Origin of the sequence: Streptomyces sp. NPDC001502, from assembly GCF_042894785.1 — a bacterium.
Taxonomy (GTDB): domain Bacteria; phylum Actinomycetota; class Actinomycetes; order Streptomycetales; family Streptomycetaceae; genus Streptomyces; species Streptomyces kutzneri.
Map to the genome: position 1 here is coordinate 1 of NZ_JBIAVW010000021.1, position 17,972 is coordinate 17,972.

General features: G+C 72.4%; 20 protein-coding genes and 1 tRNA gene. 11 read left to right on the forward strand and 10 right to left on the reverse strand.

Translation table 11 applies throughout. The features are described 5' to 3' along the window. Positions 1-403 precede the first annotated feature (403 nt). The gene (locus tag ACFY0D_RS30200; protein WP_390801177.1) at positions 404-1,720 is read right to left on the reverse strand and encodes a tetratricopeptide repeat protein; all 1,317 of its coding nucleotides are present in this window, start codon (positions 1,718-1,720) and stop codon (positions 404-406) included. A 242-nt stretch (positions 1,721-1,962) separates the two neighbouring features. On the opposite strand from ACFY0D_RS30200, the gene ACFY0D_RS30205 reads away from it, so the two are divergent. Both ACFY0D_RS30205 and ACFY0D_RS30210 read left to right on the forward strand, forming a co-directional pair. Next, the gene (locus tag ACFY0D_RS30205; RefSeq protein ID WP_390801178.1) at positions 1,963-2,364 is read left to right on the forward strand and encodes a hypothetical protein; all 402 of its coding nucleotides are present in this window, start codon (positions 1,963-1,965) and stop codon (positions 2,362-2,364) included. Between the two features lie 45 nt (positions 2,365-2,409). Beyond that, complete coding sequence (locus tag ACFY0D_RS30210) at positions 2,410-3,288, forward strand: spermidine synthase (RefSeq protein ID WP_390801179.1); 879 nt, start codon at positions 2,410-2,412, stop codon at positions 3,286-3,288. Positions 3,289-3,292: 4 nt separating this feature from the next. Here ACFY0D_RS30210 and ACFY0D_RS30215 read toward each other — a convergent pair whose 3' ends face one another. After that, positions 3,293-4,261 carry a LysR family transcriptional regulator gene (locus tag ACFY0D_RS30215; RefSeq protein ID WP_390801180.1) on the reverse strand — a complete coding sequence of 323 codons (969 nt, stop codon included), beginning with the start codon at positions 4,259-4,261 and terminating at the stop codon, positions 3,293-3,295. A gap of 132 nt (positions 4,262-4,393) precedes the next feature. On the opposite strand from ACFY0D_RS30215, the gene ACFY0D_RS30220 reads away from it, so the two are divergent. Then, positions 4,394-4,807: a hypothetical protein gene (locus tag ACFY0D_RS30220; RefSeq protein ID WP_390801181.1), complete on the forward strand. Its 414-nt coding sequence runs from the start codon at positions 4,394-4,396 to the stop codon at positions 4,805-4,807. 85 nt (positions 4,808-4,892) lie between these two features. On the opposite strand, the gene ACFY0D_RS30225 is transcribed toward ACFY0D_RS30220, so the two are convergent. Beyond that, positions 4,893-5,432 carry a hypothetical protein gene (locus ACFY0D_RS30225; RefSeq protein WP_390801182.1) on the reverse strand — a complete coding sequence of 180 codons (540 nt, stop codon included), beginning with the start codon at positions 5,430-5,432 and terminating at the stop codon, positions 4,893-4,895. 79 nt (positions 5,433-5,511) lie between these two features. Between ACFY0D_RS30225 and ACFY0D_RS30230 the strand changes: the two genes are divergently transcribed. The 6 genes from ACFY0D_RS30230 (at position 5,512) to ACFY0D_RS30255 (ending at position 9,589) form a co-directional block, all read left to right on the forward strand. After that, on the forward strand, positions 5,512-6,201 hold the full coding sequence (locus tag ACFY0D_RS30230) for a response regulator transcription factor (RefSeq protein WP_030010722.1): 690 nt from the start codon (positions 5,512-5,514) through the stop codon (positions 6,199-6,201). A gap of 7 nt (positions 6,202-6,208) precedes the next feature. Next, positions 6,209-7,615 carry a sensor histidine kinase gene (locus ACFY0D_RS30235; protein ID WP_390801183.1) on the forward strand — a complete coding sequence of 469 codons (1,407 nt, stop codon included), beginning with the start codon at positions 6,209-6,211 and terminating at the stop codon, positions 7,613-7,615. A gap of 27 nt (positions 7,616-7,642) precedes the next feature. Further along, positions 7,643-7,807: a DUF5993 family protein gene (locus tag ACFY0D_RS30240; RefSeq protein WP_189737231.1), complete on the forward strand. Its 165-nt coding sequence runs from the start codon at positions 7,643-7,645 to the stop codon at positions 7,805-7,807. 2 nt (positions 7,808-7,809) lie between these two features. Beyond that, positions 7,810-8,463 carry a disulfide bond formation protein B gene (locus ACFY0D_RS30245; RefSeq protein ID WP_390801184.1) on the forward strand — a complete coding sequence of 218 codons (654 nt, stop codon included), beginning with the start codon at positions 7,810-7,812 and terminating at the stop codon, positions 8,461-8,463. A gap of 57 nt (positions 8,464-8,520) precedes the next feature. Then, positions 8,521-9,183, forward strand: a complete 663-nt coding sequence (locus tag ACFY0D_RS30250) for an NADPH-dependent F420 reductase (RefSeq protein WP_390801185.1) — start codon at positions 8,521-8,523, stop codon at positions 9,181-9,183. Positions 9,184-9,289: 106 nt separating this feature from the next. Beyond that, on the forward strand, positions 9,290-9,589 hold the full coding sequence (locus ACFY0D_RS30255; protein WP_351158607.1) for a hypothetical protein: 300 nt from the start codon (positions 9,290-9,292) through the stop codon (positions 9,587-9,589). A 132-nt stretch (positions 9,590-9,721) separates the two neighbouring features. On the opposite strand, the gene ACFY0D_RS30260 is transcribed toward ACFY0D_RS30255, so the two are convergent. Beyond that, entirely contained in the window at positions 9,722-10,300 is a 579-nt protein-coding gene (locus ACFY0D_RS30260) for a TetR/AcrR family transcriptional regulator (protein WP_390801186.1), read from the reverse strand. 80 nt (positions 10,301-10,380) lie between these two features. On the opposite strand from ACFY0D_RS30260, the gene ACFY0D_RS30265 reads away from it, so the two are divergent. Continuing rightward, the gene (locus ACFY0D_RS30265; protein ID WP_390801187.1) at positions 10,381-11,196 is read left to right on the forward strand and encodes an SDR family oxidoreductase; all 816 of its coding nucleotides are present in this window, start codon (positions 10,381-10,383) and stop codon (positions 11,194-11,196) included. Positions 11,197-11,214: 18 nt separating this feature from the next. Here the strand turns inward: ACFY0D_RS30265 and ACFY0D_RS30270 are convergent, their stop codons facing one another. The 4 genes from ACFY0D_RS30270 to ACFY0D_RS30285 all read right to left on the reverse strand — a co-directional run bounded on the left by ACFY0D_RS30270 (position 11,215) and on the right by ACFY0D_RS30285 (position 15,848). Further along, positions 11,215-12,672, reverse strand: coding sequence for a GH1 family beta-glucosidase (locus ACFY0D_RS30270; RefSeq protein WP_390801188.1), 1,458 nt, complete (start codon positions 12,670-12,672; stop codon positions 11,215-11,217). Beyond that, positions 12,669-13,493, reverse strand: coding sequence for a carbohydrate ABC transporter permease (locus tag ACFY0D_RS30275; protein ID WP_078851150.1), 825 nt, complete (start codon positions 13,491-13,493; stop codon positions 12,669-12,671). The genes ACFY0D_RS30270 and ACFY0D_RS30275 overlap by 4 nt, the downstream gene beginning before the upstream one ends. Next, positions 13,490-14,395 (reverse strand): carbohydrate ABC transporter permease, encoded by a 906-nt coding sequence (locus ACFY0D_RS30280; protein WP_390801281.1) that lies wholly within the window; start codon positions 14,393-14,395, stop codon positions 13,490-13,492. The genes ACFY0D_RS30275 and ACFY0D_RS30280 overlap by 4 nt, the downstream gene beginning before the upstream one ends. 97 nt (positions 14,396-14,492) lie before the next feature. Further along, positions 14,493-15,848: an extracellular solute-binding protein gene (locus ACFY0D_RS30285; RefSeq protein WP_390801189.1), complete on the reverse strand. Its 1,356-nt coding sequence runs from the start codon at positions 15,846-15,848 to the stop codon at positions 14,493-14,495. Positions 15,849-15,950: 102 nt separating this feature from the next. On the opposite strand from ACFY0D_RS30285, the gene ACFY0D_RS30290 reads away from it, so the two are divergent. Beyond that, positions 15,951-16,976 carry a LacI family DNA-binding transcriptional regulator gene (locus ACFY0D_RS30290; RefSeq protein ID WP_390801190.1) on the forward strand — a complete coding sequence of 342 codons (1,026 nt, stop codon included), beginning with the start codon at positions 15,951-15,953 and terminating at the stop codon, positions 16,974-16,976. A gap of 131 nt (positions 16,977-17,107) precedes the next feature. Here the strand turns inward: ACFY0D_RS30290 and ACFY0D_RS30295 are convergent. Both ACFY0D_RS30295 and orn read right to left on the reverse strand, forming a co-directional pair. Then, positions 17,108-17,180, reverse strand: a tRNA-His gene (locus tag ACFY0D_RS30295). A 105-nt stretch (positions 17,181-17,285) separates the two neighbouring features. Further along, positions 17,286-17,888: an oligoribonuclease gene (gene orn, locus ACFY0D_RS30300; RefSeq protein WP_202201464.1), complete on the reverse strand. Its 603-nt coding sequence runs from the start codon at positions 17,886-17,888 to the stop codon at positions 17,286-17,288. Positions 17,889-17,972 lie beyond the last annotated feature (84 nt).

Below are 17,972 nucleotides of genomic sequence, written 5' to 3' on the forward strand. Positions count from 1 at the left end.
AGGGGGATGGGAGCCGCGCTGTCGGAGCCCTGCCGTGGGGCGGGGACACGCAGGAGGGTCCCCGCAGGACGAGCGCGCAACCCAGGCCGTCTGGCTGAACCGCGGCCGCCTGGCGCGAGCCGAGGAGACCCTCGTGCGGGGCACCGCCCCACACCACCCAGCCCCGCCGGCGATTGAGGCGACTCACCACGGCAGGAGGAATCCACACCACCGGGTCAACCGCCAAGCCCCCCCGCAGGGCACCGGCCCCGCCGGCGATTGAGGCGACCCACCACGGCAGGGAAGCCACACCACCGGGTCAACCGCCAAGCCCCCCGCAGGGCACCGGCCCCGCCGGCGATTGAGGCGACCCACCACGGCAGGGAAGCCACACCACCGAGCACCCCGCAGGGGCACCGCAGGGTCAGGGTGCCGCGCGGGTCAGGAAGGCGGCCACCCGGGGGGAGCGCTGGTGGGGGATCAGGGTGGCGGCCGTTTCCGTGAGCATCGAGCGGACCCGCGTCGACTGGACCTCCGCCAGGAGGTCCAGCACGCGGCCCCCCGCCCACGCCGCCTCGTCCGGGGCCCCCGCGCGGGCCAGGTCGCCGGCCAGCTCGGCGGTGTAGAGAGCCACGTTCCGGGCGAAGTGCGGGTCCTGGAGGTCGGCGGCGCGGCGGGCGTGCCGGGCCGCGCGGGCGTGCTCGCCGAGGGCGGACCAGCAGCGCGCCTCCAGGGACTCCAGTTCCGCCTGCCCGAAGAAGGACATCCACTCGGGGTCGGCGTCCGACTCGCCCCGGGAGAACTCCGTGTGCGCCCGGGTCAGGGCCTCCTCGCAGGCCTTGCGGTCGGCCAGCCCCGCCCAGCCGCCCGCCTCCCGCAGGGCGAGCAGGGACAGCAGCCGCGGGGAACCGAGGGAGCGGGCGGCGCGGCGGCCCGCCTGGGCGGCCCGTACCGCCTCGCGGGAGCGGCCGCAGTCCCGGGCCAGGAACGCCATGTTGCTGAAGGCGTGCGCCTCCAGGCCCGCGTCCCGCGCGACCCGGGCCGTCGCCAGGGCCTCCGCGTAGTGCGAGCGGGCGTCGTCGAACCGGCCCGAGTCGTGGGCCAGCCAGCCGACGGAGACGGCCAGTTCACCGGCGCCCGAGTGCAGCCGGTCCTCGGTGGACTGCCGGGTGGCTCCCGCGTCGAGCAGCGCGTAGGCGGTGCGCAGGGGTTCGGCGGCCCGCCGGTACAGGGCGTCGGCGCCGTGCCGGTCGTCCAGCAGGCGGATCTGGCGTACCGCGTCCTCGACGGCGTCGGCCTCGGACTCGCCGGCGCGGGAGGGGAGTCGGCGGGTGTCGCCGAGCAGGGTGAGGCTGAGCGTCGCGGCCGCCACGGTCGCGGAGCCGCCCGCCATGAACGCGCGACGCAGCACGTCGCTCTCCTTGGCACTGGAAGGGGAACGGTGGGAGGGGACGGAGAGGGGATCGCGCTGGGCCGAGCGGCCGCGGACGCTTTCGCGGGGGGAGAAGCCCAGATCGGCCAGGGCGCGGCCGGGGAACATGTGGAGGAAGACCCGCTCGTAGGCGTAGTTGGGGCAGCGGATCTCGCCGGACTCGACCCGGCCGATGTAGCGCGCGTCGCAGGAAACCGTTTCTCCGATCTCCTTCGCGGCTCGGCGTACCAGGGCCGCGAACTCGGCCGGGGAGTGCTGCCCGCGCAGCCGCCGGAACGTGGAGTTGGGTGAGTGGGGGGACGCCGCCATGGACGTGACCTCTCTGGCAAGGAACGCAGCACCGGTGCTGTGACTGGGGGTCCGGCGCGCATGAACGTACCGTCAGCGAGGGGGTGTTCATGCGATGTTTGGCTACAAAACGGATATCTCACCCGCGATCCGCCATGAACTGCCATCCTTTGCGGCGTCTTGCCACCGCACCCGTTGACGTTCCCGTGCGTTGAACCCATGCGGATACGGATCGAGGAGGGGTTCCCTTGGTGGAGGGCGGCATGGAGAGCACTGGAACGAATACCGCGTCCGAGCCCGGCGCGGCCCCGGACCTGGACCTGGTGACCGTGCCCACCCGGCAGGGGCTGGAGGCGGTGGACATCATCCGCCGCGCCGCCAGTCAGGCCGGCGGGGTCGGACCCGTCCTGCACGACGGATCCGGCGACACCCTCGGCTTCCTCGTGCCGTCCGGCACGGCCGACGCGTGGGACCTGCCGGGCAGTGCGTGTACGCAGACCAACGGGCGCGGCATGCGCTTCGGCGACGCCGTCTCGCCCACCGCGGGCGCCACGGGCTGGCTGCTTCCGCCGGAGGCCGTCGGGCCGGTCACCGACCCGGACGTGCTGCGGGCGGCGCTCGGCGAGGCGGCCCGGCTGATCGAGGCCGCGGACAACTGTCGCTGACGCCTGCGGGCGGGGTCCTTCGCCGCCGCCCGTCACAATGGGGTGGTGGCAGGCAAGGACAGGATCAAGGGCAAGCAGCGCGGACGCGGCGGCGCGGAGGCGGTCGTCGGGCAGGTGGACGGCGGCCGGGCGGAGCTGGAGCCGGACCGGGAGCGGGCCGGTGCCTGGACCCTGCTGATCGACGGGGCCCCGCAGTCGCACGTGGACCTGGACGATCCCGGGTACCTGGACTTCGCGTACCAGCGGCGGATCGGCCACCTGATCGACCTCGTCGCGCCCGCCCGGCAGCCCCTGAACGTGGTGCACCTGGGTGGCGGCGCCTTCACCCTCGCCCGCTACACCGCCGCCTCCCGTCCCCGTTCCACCCAGCAGGTCGTGGAGATCGACGCCGCCCTGGTGGCCTTCGTACGGGAACACCTGCCACTGGATCCGCAGGCGCGTGTCCGGGTCCGGGCCGTGGACGCGCGGGCGGGCCTGGCCAAGGTCCCGGACGGCTGGGCGGACCTGGTGATCGCGGACGTGTTCAGCGGGGCGCGTACCCCGGCGCACCTGACGAGCACCGAGTTCCTGGACGACGTACGCCGTGCCCTCGCGCCCACCGGGTGGTACGTGGCCAATCTGGCGGACGGTCCGCCGCTGGCCCATCTGCGGAGCCAGGTCGCGACGGCCGCGTCCCGGTTCACGGAGCTGGCGCTGGCCGCCGATCCGGTGGTGTGGCGGGGGAAACGGTTCGGCAACGCCGTCCTGGTGGCGGCCGACCGTGAGCTGCCCGTCGCGGAATTCACCCGCCGGGTGGCGAGCGACCCGCACCCGGGCCGGGTCGAGCACGGCCGGGCCCTGGCCGACTTCGCGGGCGGCGCGGCCCCGGTCGCGGACGCCTCCGCGGTGGCCTCGCCGCAGCCGCCGCCCTCCGTCTTCCGCTGAAAGGTCATGCGGACCCGCCGCTCACGTACCCTCCCCAGCCGGCGGACGGGCCGGCCACGTGCCTGCCGCGCTGAGGCCGCGCCCGGCCGCGTACCGCTGTCGAGTCCCGTGCCGCCTGGGCGAAGGCGTGCACGAGGCCGCTGCGGTTCGTGAGGGACCACACCAGTGCCCACTGGGTGCTCGGGGCGTCGTGGATGGGCAGGTAGGTGATGCCGGGATGGGAGAAGTACCGGGTGGCGTGCTGGTGCAGGGGGCTGACGATCTGCCCGTCGGCGATGAGGGCGAGGACCTCCTGGAGGGTGCGCGCGGTCGGACCCCGCTTGATGAGCCGTCCGTTCGGTGTCCGTCTCGGCACCAGCGCCTCCACCCAGTAGGACGGCGCCAGGCCGCCGAGGTCGGCGACCGGGTAGCCGTCGAGTTCCTCCCACGCCACGGAGACGAGGCGGGCCAGATCGGACTCGGCCGGAACGGCGAGCACGCGCCCCTCGGTCAATACCACCGGGCCGACGGTCAGATCGGGTTCCTGGACCGGCAGCCACAGGATCTGTGCGTCGACCTCGTCGGCGCGAAGGAGGCCGAACGGATCGGAAAGACGGGATTCCACCAATTCGACTTCGCTGTCCGGATGATGTGACCGGAATTCCTCGATCAAAGGCCGAATTTCATGCCCCATGGCTCCGAGGAAGCCCACCCGTAATGTTCCGCGCAGCCCCTGGGCCGCCCCTTTCGCCCTCGTTATCGCCTCCTGGAACATGTCCCGCGCGTGCGAAAGGTCGTCGCGCAGCCGGCGGCCGATCAGGGTGAGGCGCACCGTGCGGGTGGTGCGCTCGAACAGGGCCGCCCCGATGGCCCGTTCCTGCTTCCTTATGACCTGGCTGACCCGGGCCTGGGAGATGTGCAGCCGTTCGGCCGTCCGCCCGAAGTGGAGCTCGTCCGCCAGTGCCAAAAATACGTCTACGTCTCGCAGTTCCACTCCGAGCCCCCGTTTTTGATAACTCCCGCTTATCAAACCGGACCCAGAATTTACGTAGATCCATCTCCCGTCAACTGGCTAGCTTGAAGTCGCCCAGTCAAGACGATTTGCCACGAAGGAGCCAGGTAGATCATGAACAAGCTCAGCAAGTTCGCCGCGGCAGCCGCTTCCGCCACCGCCCTTGTCGCCCTCGCGGGAGCCCCCGCCGAGGCGGCGGCCACGGCGTACAACACGCGCTCGGTGACCCTGACCGCGAACCCGACGTCGAGCATGGCGAACGCCTGCGTGAGCAGGGACCTCTACCTGGCGACCGGCGACTACAAGTGGTCGCAGATCCTCGGCGGTGCGCGCGTACCCAACCGTGACCTCTACGTCGAGGCCGGCTGGTACACCTGGAACGACTGCATCATCCCGTACAACGGGTACTACAACCAGCACTCCTGGCTGTCCAAGTCGGGCTCGCCGCTGGCGAGCCTTGCCGACACCAGCCAGCTGCACCTTTCGGGGACCTACACCTTCGGGTCGGAGCTCGCCCCGAAGTTCTGATCCCGTCCCTCGCCGGGAGGGAGCCGCACGGTGCGGGCCGGGACCCGAAGGGGTCCCGGCCGTTCCCGATCAGGGCGCGGCCGCCTCAGGGGTCGACGATCTCGACCGCCGGCGGGTGGTCGTGCCAGGTGCAGAAGACCGACACCTCGCGGCCGTCCTTGGTGAAGGTGACCCGGATCCAGAAGTCCGTCTTCCACACCTGCATCCGCCAGTCGGCGCTCGGCGTCGCCGAGACCAGCTCGGCCGAAGAGGCGCCCAGGGAGAAGACGACCCGGCCGCCGGACACGGGATAGGCCTGCACCTTGCCCGCGTCCTGGCCCTCCGTCCGCTGGTACGGGCCGGGGGTGGCCGACGGCTTCGGGGACTTCTCCGGGGAGGCCCCGGCGGTCGGCGGCGCTTGCGGGGTGGGCGACCCGGAGGGCGAGGGGGACGCGGACTCCGAGGGGGACGGGGACGGCTGGGCGCTGTGCGTCGACGAGGACAGCGGATGGCCGGTCAGGGGTACCGCGAGCGGTGGATCGTAGGCCGTTCCCGACATGACGGTGTGCACGCCCCACCACGACAGCGTCACCGCCGCGCCGGTCGCCAGCATCCAGGCCATGGCATGAAGAAGTCCTCGTAGCATCAGGGCACATACTGCACCACCCGCCACAAGAGTGGCCCGACACCCCGCTGAGTCGCCCGGATGGACTACGGTGCGGGCCATGGCAAGTGTGCTCGTGGTCGAGGACGACCAGTTCGTACGTTCCGCCCTCATCCGGCACCTGACCGAGGCCTCGCACACCGTGCGGAGCGTCGGCACGGCCCTGGAGGCCCTGCGCGAGGTCGCGCACCACCGCTTCGACGTGGTCATCCTCGACCTCGGACTGCCCGACCTGGACGGGTCCGAGGCGCTCAAGATGCTGCGCGGCATCACCGACGTACCCGTGATCATCGCCACCGCGCGCGACGACGAGGCGGAGATCGTCCGGCTGCTCAACGACGGCGCCGACGACTACCTGACCAAACCTTTCTCCGTGGAGCACCTCTCCGCCCGGATGTCCGCCGTCCTGCGCCGCGCCCGGGCCGCCGCCGGGGCCGAACCGCCCTCGCGCGTCCTGCGCGTCGGAGGGCTCGCCATCGACCCGCTGCGCCGCCAGGCCGAGCTGGACGGGGCCGTACTGGACCTCACCCGCCGGGAGTTCGACCTGCTGGCCTTCCTCGCCGGCCGGCCCGGGGTGGTCGTGGCCCGGCGCGAACTGCTCGCCGAGGTCTGGCAGCAGTCCTACGGGGACGACCAGACCATCGACGTCCACCTGTCCTGGCTGCGCCGCAAACTCGGCGAGACCGCCGCCCGGCCGCGCTACCTGCACACGCTGCGGGGGGTCGGGGTCAAGCTGGAGCCGCCCCGGTGAGCGCGCCATGAGATGGGCGCTCGTCAAGGTGTGCCTCGCGGTCACGGCCATGGTGGTCGTGGCCTTCGCCGTACCCCTGGGCCTCGTCGTCCAGGAGATGGCCAGCGACCGGGCCTTCTCCAACGCCGAACGGCAGGCCGCCAGCATCGGGCCGACGCTGTCCATCACCACCGACCCCGTGCAGCTGCGCAAGGCGGTGGAGTCCACCCAGATGGGCGCCGCCCGGCGGATGGCCGTCCACGTGCCCGCGATCGGCGACAGCCCGCCGGTGGACATCGGCCAGAGCCGCGCCGGGGAGCGCGCCGTCGCGGAGACCCGGCGGATGGGACGGGGCACGACCGCCTCGGTGGCGGGCGGCGGCTCGGCGCTGCTCCAGCCGACCGCGCTGGGCTCCGGAGACATCGCCGTGGTGGAGATCTTCGTACCGGAGAGCGAGGTCAGCAACGGCGTCGCGACCGCCTGGCTGGTGCTCGCCGGCGTCGGGCTGGCCCTGATCATCGGCTCGGTCGGGGTCGCCGACCGGCTCGGCGCCCGGCTGGTCCGGCCCGCCGAACGGCTCGCGGACGCCGCCCACCAGCTCGGCGAGGGCAGGCTCGGCGCCCGGGTGCCCGAGGACGGGCCGAAGGAACTCCGCTCGGCGGCCGCCGCGTTCAACGCGATGGCGGACCAGGTCGTCGAACTCCTCGCCAACGAGCGGGAACTGGCTGCCGACCTCTCGCACCGGCTGCGGACCCCACTGACGGTGCTGCGGCTCAACACGGCCTCGCTCGGCGACGGTCCGGCCGCCGAACAGACCCGCGCCGCCGTGGAGCAGCTGGAGCGCGAGGTCGACACGATCATCCGTACCGCCCGGGAGCAGCGCCCGGCCACCGGGCCGGGGGCCGGGGCGGGCGCGGGCTGCGACGCCTCCGAGGTGATCCGCGACCGGATGGCCTTCTGGTCGGCGCTCGCGGAGGACGAGGGCCGCGAGGTGCGGCTCGCGGGCGTGGACCGTACGGTACGGATCCCCGTGGCGCGGCCCGAACTCGCCGCCGCCCTCGACGCCATGCTCGGAAACGTCTTCCGGCACACCCCCGAGGGCACCCCCTTCTCGGTGGACGTCCACGACGCGGGCGACGCCGTCATCGTGCTGGTCTCGGACGCGGGTCCCGGCATCTCCGACCCGGACGCGGCCCTGCGCCGCGGGAACGACGGCGGCCGCGACGGCTCGACGGGCCTCGGTCTGGACATCGTGCGGCGGGTCGCGGAGTCGACCGGCGGCGACGTACGGCTGGGGCGTTCGGTGCTCGGCGGGACCGAGGTCCGGGTCTGGATCGGCCTGGACGGCCGGAGCCTCAGCGGCCCCGGCACGGGGCGGGCCGGGCGCGGCCGACGCGGCAACCGACGTAACCGGGGGCGCGCCTCGCAGGCGTGATGCCACCGTCTCGGTACGGTCCGCGGCATGGACACCCTGATCTTCGGCGGGCTCCTCGCCACGCTGATCGCCCTGTACCGGGGCGCGTCCCGGACGGTCGTGCTCGGCGCGTGGTGGGCGGTGCTGATCGCCGTCACCCTGCTGACGGCGCACCACATCACCAGCGGCCTCGCCCTGAAGCTGAGCTACTGACCGTGGCCGCGACGATGCACAGCCTCGTGCCGGACGCCCCGCCGGAGAACGGCCTGCTGAGCCGGGTCCAGTACTGGTTCGCCTGCTTCTTCGCCCTCGGCTGGTCGGCAGTCGTCTGCGCCGGCCTGTACCACCAGTTCGGCCGGGGGGACATCCCGTGCCCGCTGTGCCTCGTGCAGCGGATCTTCATGCTGCTGGCCGCCCTGGGCGCGGCGTACATCATCCGCTCGGCGCTGATCAGCGGCACCGTGACGGGGCGCGCCTACATGACGGGCTGGGGGCTGTCCCTGGTCGCGGCGATCGGGGGTTCCTTCGCGTCCTGGCGGCAGACCATGCTGCACATCCTGCCGGGGGCCAAGGGGTACGGGAGCGAGGTGCTCGGCCTGCACCTGTACGTATGGGCGTGGATCCTCTTCCAGCTGTCGGTGGTTGCCATCGGTGTCGTCCTGGCCTTCGCCCATGTGACGGCCGACCGCGCCGTCCCGGCGGTCCGTCCGGGGGCGCTGCGCACGGCGGGCATGTGCGCGCTGTGGTTCCTGGGCATGGTCATCGCCGTGAACCTGCTGGCGGTCTTCCTGGAGGAGGGCTTCCACTGGTTCCTTCCGGGCGCCCCGGACCGGTACCGGTTCTTCTACGATGTCGGGCTCTTGGGCTGAGCGTTCCCGGGACGGGCCGGGGCGGCCCGGCCTCCGTTCGACGAATGGATCTCCGCAATGCGCTACGCAGTCCTCGGCACCGGGATCGTCGGCCGTACGGTGGCCGCCCGGCTCGACGGCCTGGGCCACCAGGTGGTCATCGGCACCCGGGAACCGGAAGCCACCCTCGGCCGCTCCGAGTACGCGCAGTGGCAGGAGGCCCACCCCACCGTCGGGCTGGCCACGTTCGCGCAGGCGGCGCGGGACGGCGAGACCCTGGTCAACGCCACCGGCGGGCAGGCCGGTATCGCCGCCCTGACGGTGGCGGACGCCGCCCACCTCGACGGCAAGATCCTCATCGACATCGCGAACCCGCTGGACTTCTCGGGGGGCTTTCCGCCGGTCCTGGACCCGGTCAACGACGACAGCCTGGCCGAGCTGATCCAGCGCACCTTCCCGCGGCTGCGGGTGGTCAAGACGCTGAACACGATGAACTGCCAGATCATGGTGGACCCGGCGCGGGTCGCCGGCGAGCACCACGTCTTCCTCTCCGGCGAGGACGCGGACGCCAAGAAGTCGGTGCGCGAACTGCTCTACGCCTTCGGGTGGCCGGAAGCGGGCGTCCTCGACCTCGGGGGCATCGAGACGGCCCGGGGCACCGAGATGCTGCTGCCCGTCTGGCTCCGCCTGATGGGCGCGCTCGGCCACGCGGACTTCAACTTCCACATCCAGGGCGCGTAGGGGGGTGTCTAGCGCGCGGGGTGTCTTGTCCCTCCCCGGACGGGGGCGCAAATGTTGTCGCGCCCCCGGCCCGCGCGGAGGGTGGGCGTGACGGAAGGAGCCACGCATGAGAGTCATGCTCAGGGCGCACATGGACACGGCCGCCACCAACGAGGGCATCAAGACCGGCGCGCTGCCCCAGGCCATGAAGACGCTGATGGAGAAGGTGAAGCCGGAGGCGGCCTACTTCGGACTGCACGAGGGCGTGCGCTCCTGTTGGATCGTCTTCGACCTGCAGGACAGCGCGCAGATGCCGCCGCTGATGGAGGATCTGTTCCTGCAGTTCAACGCCGAGATCGACGTCGCTCCGGTGATGAACGCCGAGGAACTGGCGAGGGGCCTGGCGGCGATGGGGACCTCGCCCTGACCTGCTCCTGACCTGCTCCTGGCCTGCTCCTGACCGGTACTGGACGCTGACGCCGTGCGGGTGGGACGGGTCCCCGGGGGCAGGCGAAGACGCTGAGCTCGCCGTGCGTCGTCATCTCCGGTGGCGAGGCCCTCAGGTGAGGGAGTCGATCCAGCGTTCCAGGCGCTGGGCCTCGGTGGTCATGAGGTCCGGGTCGCGGAGGGTGTTGGTGAGCAGGGAGATGCCCTGGTAGGCGGCGATCAGGGCGACGGCGAGTTCGCGGGCGTCGGCCCGGCCCATCTCCGCGAACTGCCGCTCGGCCCAGTCGAGCAGGACCCGCATGACTTCCGCGATCGAGCGGTCGAGGCCGTCGGCGCGCTTGTCGAGCTCCGAGGCGAGGGTGCCGGTGGGGCAGCCGTACTGGGCGGTGAGCTCGCGCTGCTGGACCCAGCCGGACAGCAGGGCCTTCAACCGCTGCTCGGGGGTGGGAAGTTCGTCGAGGGCGGTGATCAGGCCCCGGAGGGTCTGGGCGTGCGCGTCGATCGCGGCCTCGACGAGCTCGTCCTTGGTCTTGAAGTAGTAGTAGACGTTGCCCACCGGGACCTCGGCCGCCTGGGCGATGTCCGCGAGCGTGGTCTGGGCGACGCCCTGCGCGTGGAGGACCTGCGCCGCGGCGGCCGCCAGCCGCTCCCGCTTGCCGGACGTCCGCCGGACCTTCTTTGAGTCAGTCACCTGACTGACTCTAGACGAGTGATCGGGAAGGGGCTATGGTCCTCATTAAGTCAGTCGACTAACTCACAAGGGGGATCATCGTGATCGTAGTGACGGGTGCGACCGGGAACGTGGGGCAGGAACTCGTACGGATCCTCGCGGGCCGCGGCGAGCGCGTGACCGCCGTCTCCCGACGGCCGGCGCACGTGCCCGAAGGGGTCCGCCACCACCGGGGCGACCTCGCCGATCCGCAGGGCCTCGGCCCCGCGCTCGAAGGGGCCGACGCGCTGTTCCTGCTCGTCGCCGGAGAGGACCCGCAGGGCATCCTGGACCGGGCCGCGGCCGCCGGGATCCGCCGGGTCGTCCTGCTCTCGTCCCAGGGCGTCGGAACCCGCCCCGAGGTGTACGCCCACCCCGCGCGGTTCGAGGACGCCGTCCGCCGCAGCGGCCTGGAGTGGACGATCCTGCGCTCCGGCGGCCTCAACTCCAACGCCTACGCCTGGGCCGAGACCATCCGTACGCGGCGCACGGCCGCCGCGCCCTTCGGCGACGTCGGGCTCCCGACCGTCGACCCGGCGGACATCGCCGAGGTCGCGGCCGCGGTCCTGCGCGAGCCGGGGCACGCGGGCCGTACCTACGAGCTCACCGGGCCCGCCCCGGTCACCCCGAGGGAACGGGCCGAGGCGATCGGCGCGGCCCTGGGCGAGCCCGTCCGTTTCGTGGAACAGACCCGGGAGGAGGCCCGCGCCCAGATGCTGACCTTCATGCCCGAACCGGTCGTGGAGGGCACCCTCGGGATCCTCGGGGAACCCCTGCCCGCCGAACTGGAGCCGAGCCCCGCCGTACGGCAGATCCTCGGCCGGGAGCCCCGCCCGTTCACGGACTGGGCGGCCCGCTCGGCCCCGGCCTTCCGCTAGGGGGCGTCTTGGCGGTGGCTAGAACGCCTCGTCCCCGTAGGTGAGGAAGCTCCCCTTCCGGGCCAGGCGGGCGTACCAGTGGGCGCTGGAGCGGGGGGTGCGGGCCTGGGTCTCGTAGTCGACCTGCACGATGCCGAAGCGCTTGCTGTACCCGTAGGACCACTCGAAGTTGTCCATCAGCGACCAGAGGAAATAGCCCTCCACCGGGGCGCCCTCCGCCAGGGCGCGGTGGACGGACGAGAGATGGGCCTCCAGGTAGCCGATGCGCTGCGGGTCGTGCAGGTCGGGGGCGTACGCGGCGCCGTTCTCGGTGACCAGCAGCGGCAGCCCGGGCGCCTCGCGGGTGAAGCGCATCAGCAGGTCGTACAGGCCGGTGGGGTCGATCGACCAGCCCATGTCGGTCCGCTCGCCCGGGGGTTGATGGAAGGCGACCGACTCCGCGGCCGGCCAGGGGGAGTGCGCCGCCGCCCCGTGACCGTCGGCGCGCGGGCCCTTCCCGCCGGGGGCGGCCGAGACCAGCGCCGGCGTGTAGTAGTTCACCCCGAGGAAGTCCAGCGGCTGGTGGATCAGTGCCTCGTCGCCGTGGCGGACGAAGGACCAGTCGGTCACCGCTGCGGTGTCCGCGAGCAGGTCCTGCGGGTAGGCCCCGTGCAGCAGCGGGCCGGTGAAGACCCGGTTGGCCAGGGCGTCGATCCGGCGGGCCGCGTCCAGGTCGGCCGCCGAGCCGGTCAGCGGCCGTACCGCGCTGGGGTTGAGCGCGATACCGGCCCTGGTTCGGGCCGGCAGGGCCGCGGCGGCCAGTCCGTGGGCCAGGTTGAGGTGGTGGGCGGCGCGCAGCGAGTCGGCGGGGGAGGTGCGGCCGGGGGCGTGGACCCCCGAGGCGTAGCCGAGGAAGGCGCTGCACCAGGGCTCGTTGAGGGTGGTCCAGAGCTCCACCCGGTCGGCGAGCGCCGCCGTGACCTGCTCGGCGTACCGGGCGAAGGCGTAGGCCGTCTCCCGCTCGGGCCAGCCGCCCGCGCTCTCCAGTTCCTGCGGCAGGTCCCAGTGGTACAGGGTCACGCAGGGCCGGATCCCGTACGAGAGCAGCTCGTCGACCAGGGCGTCGTAGAAGCCGATCCCGCCGGCGAGGACCCGCGGCCAGGACACCGAGAACCGGTAGGCGCCGAGTCCGAGCGAGGCCATCAGCCGGACGTCCTCCCGCCACAGCCGGTGGTGGTCGACGGCGACGTCGCCCGTGTCACCGCCGTGCACCTTGCCCGGCGTACGGCAGAAGGTGTCCCAGATGGACGGTCCGCGCAGGGTCGCGGCGCCCTCGATCTGGAAGGCCGCCGTGGCCGTACCCCACAGGAACCCGTCGGGGAAGCGCAGTTCCCGCGCGCCGGTGTCGGGGGCCGGGGCCGTGCCGGTGCCCGGGTCCGTGGCCGGGTTCGGGTCCGTGTCCGGGTCCGTGTTCGTGTTCGTCGGGAGTTGGGTCATCCCTTCACCGCTCCTTGCATGATGCCGCCGACGATCTGCCGGCCGAAGACGAGGAACACCAGCAGCAGCGGGAGCGTGCCCAGCAGCGCGCCCGCCATGATCACCGACTGGTCGGGGATGTAGCCCCGGCCCAGCCCGGTCAGGGCCACCTGCACCGTCGGGCTGCCGTTCTGCGTCAGCGCGACGATCGGCCAGAAGAAGTCGTTCCAGGCCATGACGAAGGTCAGCATCCCCAGCACCGCCATGGCGGGCCGGGCGGCGGGGAACACCACGTGCCACAGGACCCGCAGCGAACTCGCCCCGTCCGTGCGCGCCGCCTCCACCAGCTCCATCGGCAGCGCGTGCACCAGGTACTGGCGCATGAAGAACACCCCGAAGGCACCCACCAGGGTCGGCAGGATCACCGCTTGGAGCCGGTCGGTCCACGACAGCTTCGCGATCAGCATGTAGAGCGGCACCACGCTCAGCTGCGGCGGGATCAGCATCGTCCCGATCACCAGCGCCAGCAGCGGCCGGCTGCCGCGGAAGCGGAGTTTGGCGAAGGCGAAGCCGGCGAGCGTGGAGAAGAACACGGTGCCCGCGGCGACCGTGCCCGCCACGATCACCGTGTTCAGCAGGGCCGTCCCCATGTTGGCGTCGGTCCACGCGACCTGGAGGTTGCGCCCCAGGTTCCCGCCGAACCAGAACGGCGGCGGGGTCTGGGCCAGACGCGTATTGCTCCGGGACGCCGCGATCGCCGTCCACACGAGCGGGAAGAGCGAGCCGGCCGTGAACAGGGCGAGCACCACGTAGGTGAGCCGGCCCGCGCGCAGTGACCTCATCGGGAGTCCTTCCGTCCGCGCAGCAGCCGCGCCGCCCCGGCGATCAGCAGCAGGATCAGGAACATCGCCCACGCGATCGCCGAGGCCCGCCCGAGGTGCAGGTTCACCCAGCCCTGCTCGTACAGGTACAGCCCGAGCGTCTGGAACTGGTGGTCCGAGCCGCCCGTCGCGCCCGCCCCGCCGTTGAACAGCAGCGGCTCGCCGAACAGCTGGGTCGCCCCGATCGTCGACACCACGCAGGTGAAGAAGATCGTCGGCCGCAGCGAGGGCACCGTGACGTGCAGGAACTGCTGGAAGCGCGAGGCCCCGTCCAGCGCGGCGGACTCGTACAGCTCGCCCGGTACGGCCTGCATGGCCGCCAGGTAGATCAGTGCGTTGTAGCCGGTCCAGCGCCAGATCACGATGGTGGAGACGGCGAGCTGGGAGGCGAAGGTGCCGTTCTGCCAGTCGACCGCGTCGAAACCGACCGCCGACAGCGCCCAGTTGACCATCCCGTAGTCCCGGCCGAAGAGCAGGACGAAGACGAGGGTGGCCGCCGCCACCGAGGTCGCGTACGGGGTGAGCACCGCGACCCGGAAGAACGCCGAGCCCCGCAGCCGGTAGTTGAGGAGGTGGGCCAGGCCCAGGGCGATCGCCAGCTGCGGCACCGTGGACAGCAGCCCGATGGTCACCGTGTTGCGCAGCGCGTTCCAGAAGAACTCGTCGTCCCACAGCCGGGTGAAGTTCCGCAGCCCCACCCACGTCATGCTGTCCGGATCGGTCAGCTCCACCTGGTGCAGCGCCGCCCAGCCCGTGTAGAGCAGCGGGAACAGCCCGAAGGCGGCGAAGAAGAGGAAGAAGGGCGCCACGAAGGCGTACGGGCTGAAGCGCAGGTCCCAGCGGTAGCGGCGCGAGCGCCACACCTGGCCCGGCCTGCTCCGGCCGCCCCCCTCCGCCGCCGCCCGCTCCGGGCCGACGGCGGAGGGGGACAGCACAGCCGTCTCGTCCGTCACCGGTACCTCACTGGTCCAGGGCGTTGTCGATCGCCTTCACCGCGGCCTCCCAGCCCTCCTGCGGGCTGCGGCCCTTCTGGTCGACCTGGAGCATCCCGATGTCCGCCAGGTTCTGCGCGATCACCAGGTCCTTCGGGCCGACCACCGTCACCGGCACGCCCTCGGCCGCCTTCGAGAAGATCTCGCCGATCGGGGCGCCGCCGAAGTACGCGTGCTGTGCGCCCGACACGGCCGGCAGCTTGTACGCGGCGCTCGCGCTCGGGAAACTGCCCCGCTTCTCGAAGAGCTTCGCCTGCTGCGCCGGAGCCGTCAGCCAGGCCGCCAGCTTCGCCGCCTCCTCGGCGTGCCTGCCTGCCTTCGGCACCACCAGGAAGGACCCGCCCCAGTTGCTGGGCTTCGGCGCCTGCGCCACGTCCCACTTGTCCTTGCCCGCCGGGCCCGCCTTGTCCTGGATGTAGCCGAGCATCCAGGCCGGGCAGGAGACCGTGGCGAAGGAGCCGTTGGAGAAGCCCTGGTCCCAGGCCGGGGTGAACTGCTGCAGCTTGGCGCTCAGCCCGTCGGTGGCGAAGGACGCCGCCAGGTCGAAGGCCCCGCGCACCGCCGGGTTGGTCTTGTAGACGACCTTGCCCTGGTCGTCGTAGAAGCGCTGGGCGCTGCTCCCGGTCACCGCCGCCATCACACCGGACGCCGAGTCGACGAAGGCCTTCCCCTCGCCGGCCTTCGCCTTGTAGGTCCGGCCCGCCTCCAGGTACTTGCTCCAGTCGCCCGCCCACAGCGCCCCGACCGCCGTCCGGTCGGTGGGCAGCCCGGCCGCCTCGAAGAGGTCCTTGCGGTAGCAGATGCCCTGCGGGCCGATGTCCGTGCCGAGGCCGACCGTGGCCCCGCCCTTGGCCGCGCTCGCCGTGCCCTGCGCCCACTTCCAGGGCAGGTACGCGGCCTTGTCCACCCCGGGGGCCTTGGCCAGGTCCACCAGCTTGTCGGCCTGGGTGGCGGTGATCTCGGCGATGTTGTTGACCTCGACGGCCTGGATGTCGGCGAGCCCGCTGCCCGTGCCCAGGTGGGTCAGGAGCTGGGGGTAGTAGTTCTCGTTCCGCTCGATGGAGGTCTGCTCGATGCGGATCCCGGGATTCTGCGCCATGTACGCGTCGTAGAGTCCGGCCTCCTGGAGTCCGAAGGCCCCGAAGACGCCGACGGTGAGGGTGGTCTGTGCGGCGCCGCCGGACGTGCCGGTGGCGGGGGCGCCCTGGTCGGGGCTCTCGTCGGGGTCCTGTGCGCACCCCGCGAGCAGCAGGGCCGCGGTTCCGGCCGCGGCGACGGTCGTGACGAGGGTTCTTCGGACTCGGGCTCGGGCTCGGACGCGCATGTGCTTCCTCCCAGAAGGACGAAACGTGCCAGGTGTCGTGTGACACAGTGTGGGAGCGCTCCCACAGCCGTCAAGAGGTAGATTCACAACCGGGAGGAAGTCATGAACGGGCACGGGCGCAGTGGGGGACGACCGACTCTGGAGGAGGTCGCGGCGCGCGCCGGAGTCGGGCGCGGCACGGCCTCCCGGGTGATCAACGGATCCTCCAAGGTCAGCGAGCACACCAGGGTCGCCGTCGAGGCGGCCGTGGCCGAGCTGGGGTACGTACCGAACCGCGCCGCGCGCGCCCTCGCGGCCAACCGCACCGACGCCATAGCCCTCGTGATCCCCGAGCCCGAGGCCCGCTTCTTCGCCGAGCCCTACTTCTCCGAAGTGGTGCGCGGGGTCGGCGCCGAGCTCGCCGACACCGAGGTCCAGCTCGTCCTCACCCTGGCGGGCAGCGACCGCGAGCGCCGCCGGCTCGCCCAGTACCTGTCCGGGCACCGCGTCGACGGGGTGCTGCTCGTCTCCGTCCACGCCGGGGACCCGCTGCCGGAGCTGCTGGCCGAGCTCGGCATCCCGACGGTGATCAGCGGCCGCCGGTCCGCCGCCGAGACCCTGCCCTGCGTGGACTCCGACAACCTGGCGGGCGCGGCCGAGGCCGTATGCCACCTCCTCGACCGGGGCCGCCGCACGATCGCCACGATCACCGGACCGCTGGACGTGTACGGGGCCCAGTGCCGCCTCGACGGCTACCGGCAGGCCCTGGCCGCCGCCGGACATCCCGTCGACGAGCCGCTGATCGCGGTCGGCGATTTCACCGAGGAGGGCGGCCGGCGGGCCATGCGTGCCCTGCTGGAGCGCCGGCCCTGGCTCGACGCGGTCTTCGCCGCCTCGGACGTCATGGCGGCGGGCGCCCGGCGGGAGCTGCGTGCGGCCGGCCGCCGGATCCCGCGGGACGTGGCGCTGGTCGGCTTCGACGACTCGGTGGTGGCCCGGCACATGGACCCGCCGCTGACCAGCGTCCGGCAGCCGATCGAGGAGATGGGCCGGACCATGACGCGGATGCTGCTGGAGAGGATCGCGGGGGAGCCGGGCGAGGCGGCCGCCGTGCTGCCGAACCGGCTGGTGGTCCGGGAGTCGTCCTGACGGCCCCGGTCGGGGCGGGTCGAGCGGTCCGGGCGGTCCGGGCGGGTCGGGCGGAAGGCCCCGGCCGGGGTGAAGCCCCTGGTCATGCAGAAGGCCCCGGTCCGCTTTCGCGGACCGGGGCCTTCTCACAGGGTGAGTGACGGGACTTGAACCCGCGGCCACCTGGACCACAACCAGGTGCTCTACCAACTGAGCTACACCCACCATGTCCGGTCGGAAAACCGACCGGCCGAAGAAAAGGGTACAGGGTCCGGGAGGGTGCTCGCTCCCCCCTTTCCCGGCGCCCCCTCCGGAGGGGCCCGGCCGGAGCTACGCGCCCGGCACGACGTGCTTGGCGGCGATGCCGCGGGCCGTGTCCGAGTCGGGCCCGGGCTGCGGGACGAAGACCGCCTCCCGGTAGTAGCGCAGCTCGGTGATGGAGTCCTTGATGTCCGCCAGCGCCCGGTGGTTGCCGTTCTTCGGCGGGCTGTTGAAGTACGCCCGCGGGTACCAGCGGCGCGCCAGCTCCTTGACCGAGGACACGTCCACGATCCGGTAGTGCAGGTAGCTCTCCAGCGCGGCCATGTCGCGCAGCAGGAAGCCGCGGTCGGTGCCGACCGAGTTTCCGCAGAGCGGCGCCTTGCGGGGTTCCTTCACGTGCTCCCGCACATAGGCCAGGACCTGCGCCTCGGCATCCGCGAGGGTGGTCCCGCCGGCCAGCTCGTCGAGCAGGCCGGAGGCGGTGTGCATCTCGCGCACCACGTCGGGCATGGTCTCCAGGGCGGCGTCCGGCGGGCGGATCACGATGTCCACGCCTTCGCCGAGCACGTTGAGCTCCGAGTCGGTGACCAGTGCGGCCACCTCGATAAGTGCGTCGTCCGTCAACGAGAGCCCGGTCATCTCGCAGTCGATCCACACCATGCGATCGTTCATGTGTCCCACCTTATGCGGTCCCCCGGGGCGCGGACCGCATATGCGGAAGGTCCCCCATCGGCGGTGGCCGATGGAGGACCCTCG